Origin of the sequence: Streptomyces humidus, from assembly GCF_014649655.1 — a bacterium.
Lineage (GTDB): Bacteria > Actinomycetota > Actinomycetes > Streptomycetales > Streptomycetaceae > Streptomyces > Streptomyces humidus.
The window spans coordinates 200,798-207,633 of sequence record NZ_BMTL01000015.1; the positions used below are offsets into that span (position 1 = coordinate 200,798).

Genomic DNA, 6,836 nt, shown 5'->3' on the forward strand with positions numbered 1-6,836 from the left:
GGACCGCGAAACACCTTCCCCATACGTGGCAGGCAGGGAAGACCGGGGAGCGTTTCACGGGGTTGGTTGTTCCCCTGCCTGCCGGAGTCGGCCAGGTCGGGACATTCGGCTCAGGTGCGTCAGTCGGCGGACCGGGGCACGCCGAGTCCGAAGAACGTGCGGTAGGAATCCACCTGACCGGTGAGCATGTGCATTCCGTGGTGCACCTGGTGGCCCCGCGCGGCCGCCTCCCGCAGAAGGGGGGTCTCTCTCGGTTTCATGATGATGTCCGCCACCACGCTGCCGGGCGGCAGGGCCTGGGGCGCGAACGGCAACGGGTCGTCGGGGCGCAGCCCGAGCGGCGTCGCGTTCACGGCGATGTCACTGTCGTGCAGCACCGGTTCGGGAGCGGCACGGACGCGGCCCGGCCAGTGTTCGGCAAGCCGGTCGACGAGCGCTGTCAGGCGAGGCCCGTCGGGATCGGAGATGCACAGACGCTCCACACCCGCGGCGAGCAGGGCCGCCGCGATGGCGCTGCCCGCCCCGCCCGCGCCGGCCAGCGCGACCTTCCTCCCCCGGGGCGGGTGACCGGACCCGACCAGGCCCGCCACGAACCCCGAACCGTCGAAGTTCGCGGCGAGCCAGGCACCGTCGGGCTCGCGCCGCAGGGCGTTCGCGCTGCCGGTGATCTCCACCGTGCGGCTGCGTCGGTCGGCCAGGCGGGCGGCCGCCGTCTTGTGCGGCACGGTGACGAACAGGCCGTCCAGGTTGCCGACGCACTGCAGGCCACGGACCACGTTCACGAGGTCGTCGCCCCGCACGTGCACGGGCACCAGCACCGCGTCGATGCCCAGCCGGGCGAAGACCGGGTTGAGCAGCCCGGGCGACTGGACCTGGGTGACCGGGTCGCCCAGGACGGCGTACAGGCGGGTGGTTCCGCTGATGGGCCCCGGGTGCGGAACATCGGTCATCGTGCCTCTTCCTCATGCTGGACGGCGCTGCGCGAACGGCAGTGGTCGGCGGTCGTCGGCAGCGCCCCGACGCCGGATGCGGGAGCTCGGCCGACGAAGATCAGATCTTCTTGGCCACGTAGTGCCGGTAGCTGTCCACCGGCGGCATGAACTGCGACGGCAGCACGCCCATCCTCTTCAGCAGCCGGGTGGAGCCGCTGTCGGTGTAGCCGGCGAACGAACCGCCCACGGCCTCCGGGCCGACCCGCTTGGCCATGTGCCGCTGGATGGCGCCGACCCGCTGCTCGCGCAGCGCCTTGTGGAAGGAGCCGTCGGGGGCCAGGCGTCCGTGGATCGCGGCCTGGACCTGGGGCGAGATGTCACGGTCGAGCACCCACTCCAGGCCGAGGTCCTGCTCCTGGAGCTCCTTCAGGAAGGTGTGGCGCTGCGTGGTGTAGAGGTCGACGTGGGTGAGGTAGCCGCCCGGCTTGAGCACGCGCGCCACCTCCCTCAGGAACTTCTCCAGGCTCGGGTAGTTGTGCGCGCTCTCGATGTTGACCAGGACGTCGACCTCGCCGTCCTCGAACGGCAGGTTCTCCGCGTCGCCCTGGACGTAGCGCAGGCCCTTGCGGGACAGCGAGGCGTTGGCCCGTTTGACGGCCTGGTCGGAGAGGTCGAGGCCGATCATGCTCTTCGCTTCGACCACGCGGGAGAGGAAGTTCAGCCCCTCGCCCAGTCCGCAGCCCACCTCGAGAACGACCTTGTCCGCGTAGTCGTCCAGGCCGAGCGGCACCTCCCTGAGCGCGGCGAAGTACAGCTCCTCGGAGAAGCCGTCCGTGTCGTAGTCGAGGAAGCCCGGAATACGGGCGCTGATCTCCTTGGCCACCTGGTCGTCGTGGTAGCCCCAGTTCCACAGGATGCCCTTCTTCGACATCCGGGCCTGCAGGTCGTAACTGGTGGAGATGTTCTTCTTGTGCGTGCCCTCCTTGGCGCTCTGACCGCCCTGATCATTCGTCAGGTTGATCTCGTTGACGCTCGTGAACAGGCCGTACATATCTTCGCGCGCACCCATGTGCGTGTCCTTTCTCATGGTGCTTCCCGCAGAGCGGGAGCTTCATCGGAGCGGGAGCTTCTTCGGAGCCGGGGCTTCTCAGTCGGCGGCCGGGAGCGGCGCCCCCAGCCTGTGGGCGAGTTCGTCCACCAGTGCGCCCAGCTCGCCGGGCCCGTCCGCCGCGCCGAAGACGGTGAAGTCGGGACGCACCAGCACGGCCGTCGCGCCGTTCTCCGCCAGGTACGGCAGATAGCGGTCCTCGACGTCGACCACGGCGCCGGGACCGGGCGCTCCCGGTTCCGTGCCCGCGGGCAGAACGTGCGCGCAGCGCGTGCCGAGGCCGTCGAGGAAGGCCCGCCGCCGCTCGTCGAGCAGCTCTGCCGGATCGTCGGCGGCCAGCAGTACGAAGCCCAGGCCGACGATCTCGTCGAGCAGCCCCTCCCCTTCGGCGTCCGCCACCCGGGCCTGCGGGAACAGGGTGCCGGCGGGCCTGACCGGTGTGCCGTCGTCGGACTGCCGGAACAGGCCTTCGTCGAGGGGGATCACGGTCGACATGGGCAGTGGCGCGGAGCCCTCGCGGTCGCGGGCGGCCAGCATGATCGCGTCCCGGTCGGCGGCCGCCGCGGGATCGGTCACACAGATGACCTTGCCGAGTCTGACCGACGTGGTGATGGCGTTCCGCACGTGCGCCCGGCGTTCGGCGGTGTAGGTGTCGAGCACGGACTCGTCGGCGAGTCCGCGCAGGGCCAGGTCGAGTTTCCACGACAGGTTGGCCACGTCCCGGAAGCCCGAGCACATGCCCTGCCCCGCGAAGGGCGGCATGAGGTGTGCGGCGTCCCCCGCGATCAGCAGCCGGCCCTTGCGCCACTCCCCCGCCCAGCGGGCCTGGAACGTGTACACGGCGTGCCGTTCAAGGGTCGCGTTGTCCGGGCGGACGGAGAACATCGCCAGCATGCGCCACAGGGTGTCGTCGCGCTTCAGCTCCTCGATGTTCTCACCGGGCAGCCGCATGAACTCGAAGCGGCGGTGCCCCGGTCCGGCCGACACGGCGGTCCGCGGCCGCCGCGGGTCGCAGATCTGCAGGTTGTTGGGGCGGAAGTCGCGCGGCTCGTCCAGTACGACGTCACAGATCAGCCAGTCGTAGAAGAAGCCGAGGTCGGTGAGGGAACTCTCCATGGACTCGCGGACGAAGCTGTTGGCCCCGTCGCACCCGACGACGTACCGCGCGGTGAAGGTGTGCTCCCGCTCGTCGGCGTCCTCGGAGATCACCTCGACCAGGTCGCCGCGGTCGTCGAGTTCGACGACCTCCTGCCCGCGGACGACCCGCAGGTCCGGGAATTCGGCGCCCCGCTCGATGAGCGTCGCCTCGAGTCCCGGCTGGTACATGGCCGTCGCCTGTGGCCAGCCGCAGTGGCCGTTCGCGGCGCTCTCCATGTGCAGCAGGGTGTCGCCCTCAGCGTTGCGCCAGGCGTAGTCCCGTGAGTTCTCCCCGAACTTGTCGAGGAAGGGCCCGACGCCGGCCGCCGCGAGGATCCGGGCGGCCTCGTCGTCGAAGCCGACGGCACGCGGCATGGGGTAGGGCTGCGCCCAGCGCTCCACGACCGTGACCCGCCAGCCGCGCCGGGCCAGCAGGATCGCCAGGACCTGCCCCACCGGGCCGTAGCCGACGACGGCCACGTCCGTGTCGGTGACGGCGCCTGTCCCGGATCCGGCGCCGGCCCTCCGTGTCTCCACTGTCATCTCCGTCCGGTCCCGTCTCAGCCGTTGCCCGTGCCGGCGAGGATGTCCTTCACCACGCGCTCGAACTCGGCCTTGTCGATCAACGTGCGGACCGTCTCGTGGCCGTTCTCCACCGTCAGCAGCCGCCTGCCGGTGAGGACGAGCTGCCCGTTGTCGGTGGCGCGGCCGCGCAGGGCGGTTCCGGCGAACAGGGAGTCCCGCACGATCTGTTCGGCGGCGGAGTCCCGTGGGCTGTCCCAGTCGGAGACGGCGCGGGCGGTCAGCTCGAACCGGTAAACCGACCGCCAGTCGCCGGTGGCGGCCCTGCGTTCCAGCACATGGTGAGCGCCGTCCGCCGTGAGCCGGTAGGAGCAGCCGAACTGGTGCTGCACCTCGTCGGTCATCCGCAGCGGCTCCAGGTACGACGGTCCGGCGAAGCCCACGTCGACCAGCCAGGTCTCCCCGTCCAGCCGCACACAGCCGAAGGTGTGCTCGAAGTCCGGTCCGAACTGCCCGTTCGGCCAGCGCTGGGACGCGGCCAGGATCGAGACGTCGTAACCGAGTTCGGTGAGGAGCCTGCGGAACAGGCCGCTCAGGTCGTGGCACACACCGCCCGCGCCCTCGACGACGATCGCCCGGAACGTGTCGTCGACGTCGATGTCGACGACGTTGCGGAAACCCGTGAAGCTCTTGATGAAGTGGCTGCTGTCGTAGGCCAGCGACATCAGGTGCCTCTTGTGCAACAGGCGGAGCGTCTCGGCAGTCGGCGCGGGCGCCTCCGTGAAACCCAGACGGCGCAGATAGGTCTCGACCTCGAACATCCGGTCACTTCCCCTTCTCGGTGTGGTCCCACTTGGCCAGCAGCTCACGCAGCCGCGAGACGGCCCGCGTACGCGACGCGTCGTCGTGCAGTGCCGGAGCCAGTGCCGACTCCAACTTGCCGATCTCCTCGGCGACCGCCTCCGGTGTGACGGCGAACCCGGGTTCGAGGGCCTCCAGCATCAGCTCGGCGATCATGCCCGCGGTGGGGAAGTCGAAGATCAGGCCCTGCGGCAGGGCGAGGCCCGACACACGCTGGAGCCGGTTGCGCAGTTCGAGTCCGGTCAGCGAGTCGAAGCCGATGTCGAGGAAGGCGACCCCGTCCTCGACCGCCGTCGAGCCGCCGGAGTGACCGAGCACCTGTCCGGCCTCCACCAGCACCAGGTCGGTCAGCGCCGTCAGCCGCTCCGGCGGGGACAGCGGCAGCAGTCGCGCCCGCAGCGCCTCCCCGTCGTCCCCGGAGCCGGCGCCCTTGTCGGTTCCGGTTCCCGTTCCGGTGCCGGAACCAGTGCCGGTGGCGGTGAGAGCGGCGACCTCGGGCAGTTCCCTCAGCAGCGGGCGCTCCCTGGCGACCGTGTAGGCCGGCACGAACCGCGGCCAGTCGATACCGGCGACCACGAGGTGTCCCTCGCCGCGCGCCAGAGCCTGGCCCAGGGCCTCGACCGCCAGGTCGGGCCGCATCAGTTCGACCCCTACCGCCGCGAACTCCTGAGCCACCGTCTCGTCGACCATGCCGCCGCCGGCCCAGGCGCCCCAGGCCACGGCGGTCGCCGCCCGGCCCTGGGCGCGCCTGCGGTGCGCCAGGCCCTCGACGAAGGCGTTGGCGGCGGCGTAACCGCTCTGCCCCGCCCCGCCCCAGACGGCGGCGCCGGAGGAGAACACCACGAAGGCGTCCAGCGGACGGTCGACGAGCAGGGCGTCCAGGTGGACAGCGCCGGCGATCTTCGCGCGGCCCACCTCGGCGAACTCCGCGACGCTGCTGTCCGGTAGTTGCGTGGGCGCCTGTGCGGCGCCCGCCGTGTGGAAGACGGCGCGGACGGGCACGTCGGACGGGACCGCCGCGATGACCTCGGCGAGCGCGGCCCGGTCGGTGACGTCGCAGGCCACGACGGTGACGCGGGCACCGAGCGCGGTCAGCTCCGCCTCCAGAGCGTCCGCGCCCTCGGCGGCACGGCCGCGGCGGCTGAGCAGCAGCAGGTGCTCGGCGCCCCGGCCCGCGGCCCACCTCGCCACCTGCGCGCCGATGCCACCGGTACCGCCGGTGACCAGGACCGTGCCGCGTGCCGTCCAGGGCTCCCCGGACACCGTGTCACCAGCAGCGGCCGACGCGGCGAACTCGACGGACTCGACGGACGCGGCACGGATCATACGGCGCGCGTACGCACCCGTGTCCCGGATCGCCACCTGGTCCTCGCCGTGCCCTCCGCGGAGCACGGCGACCAGCCGGCCCAGCGCCGTCTCGTCCGGCCCGGCGGCCACGTCGACGAGTCCGCCCCAGGACCTGGGGTGGTCGAGAGCCAGTACGGTGCCGAGTCCCCAGACCATGGGCTGCGTCGCGCTGTCCACCTCCCCGTCCTCCCGGACCGCGACGGCCCCGGAGGTCAGGCACCACAGAGGGGCGGTGACGTCCAGATCCTTGAGCGACTGGACGAGGGTGACGGTGGCGGCCGTGCCCCGCGACAGTGTGGGGTGATCGGCGTCCGGCCTCTCGTCCAGGGGCAGCAGGGACACCACTGCGACGGGTGTGCTCCCAGCCGTGTCGAGACCGGCCCGGACGAGTTCCGCCCGGATCAGTTCCGCCAGGGCCTTCCGGTCCTCACCGTCCACGTCCACCCGTACGACGCGACCGCCGTGGGCGGTCAGCGCGCGGCCCGTGGCCTCCGCCATCGGGTCGGCCTGCCCCGCGGGCACCAGCATCAGCCAAGTGCCGTCGGCGACGACCGTCTCCGGCGCCAAGCCGTCGGTGATGGGCCGCCAGTCGATCCGGTACCGCCAGCCGTCCAGCACGGTCTGGTCCCGGTGACGTCGGCGCCACGAGGACAGGGCGGGCAGGACGCCGTCCAGGACGGACGCGTCAAGCCGCAGGGAGCGGGCCAGCGAGTCCGCGTCGCCACTGTCCACGATGTCCCAGAAAGCCGCGTCGACCGGATCGGCCACCGTCTCGGGAACAGCCGGCCCGTCGCCCTCGATCCAGTAGCGCTGGTGTCGGAAGGCGTAGGTGGGCAGGTCGACCCGGCGGGCGCCCGTCCCGGCGAACACCCTCTCCCAGTCCACCTCCACACCCCGGGCATGCAGCCGGCCCAGGCAGTTCATCAGTG

General features: G+C 71.5%; 5 protein-coding genes. All 5 read right to left on the reverse strand.

Going from position 1 to position 6,836, the window contains the following annotated elements; all coding sequences use genetic code 11:
* Positions 1 to 119 precede the first annotated feature (119 nt).
* Positions 120 to 950, reverse strand: a complete 831-nt coding sequence (locus tag IE239_RS19360) for a shikimate dehydrogenase family protein (protein ID WP_190150614.1) — start codon at positions 948 to 950, stop codon at positions 120 to 122.
* 100 nt (positions 951 to 1,050) lie between these two features.
* On the reverse strand, positions 1,051 to 2,001 hold the full coding sequence (locus IE239_RS19365; RefSeq protein ID WP_190150615.1) for a class I SAM-dependent methyltransferase: 951 nt from the start codon (positions 1,999 to 2,001) through the stop codon (positions 1,051 to 1,053).
* A gap of 78 nt (positions 2,002 to 2,079) precedes the next feature.
* Complete coding sequence (gene mhpA / locus IE239_RS19370; protein WP_190150616.1) at positions 2,080 to 3,720, reverse strand: bifunctional 3-(3-hydroxy-phenyl)propionate/3-hydroxycinnamic acid hydroxylase MhpA; 1,641 nt, start codon at positions 3,718 to 3,720, stop codon at positions 2,080 to 2,082.
* 17 nt (positions 3,721 to 3,737) lie between these two features.
* Positions 3,738 to 4,520, reverse strand: a complete 783-nt coding sequence (locus IE239_RS19375) for an arylamine N-acetyltransferase family protein (protein WP_190150617.1) — start codon at positions 4,518 to 4,520, stop codon at positions 3,738 to 3,740.
* A 4-nt stretch (positions 4,521 to 4,524) separates the two neighbouring features.
* A partial coding sequence (locus tag IE239_RS19380) for an SDR family NAD(P)-dependent oxidoreductase (RefSeq protein WP_229878191.1) occupies positions 4,525 to 6,836 on the reverse strand: 2,312 nt, incomplete at its 5' end.

What these genes read in the sequence shown, in the direction of transcription:
- mhpA (WP_190150616.1), bottom strand. Translation starts at nt 3,720, where the DNA reads ATGACAGTGGAGACACGGAGGGCCGGCGCCGGATCCGGGACAGGCGCC.
- IE239_RS19360 (WP_190150614.1), bottom strand. Translation starts at nt 950, where the DNA reads ATGACCGATGTTCCGCACCCGGGGCCCATCAGCGGAACCACCCGCCTG.
- IE239_RS19375 (WP_190150617.1), bottom strand. Translation starts at nt 4,520, where the DNA reads ATGTTCGAGGTCGAGACCTATCTGCGCCGTCTGGGTTTCACGGAGGCG.
- IE239_RS19365 (WP_190150615.1), bottom strand. Translation starts at nt 2,001, where the DNA reads ATGGGTGCGCGCGAAGATATGTACGGCCTGTTCACGAGCGTCAACGAG.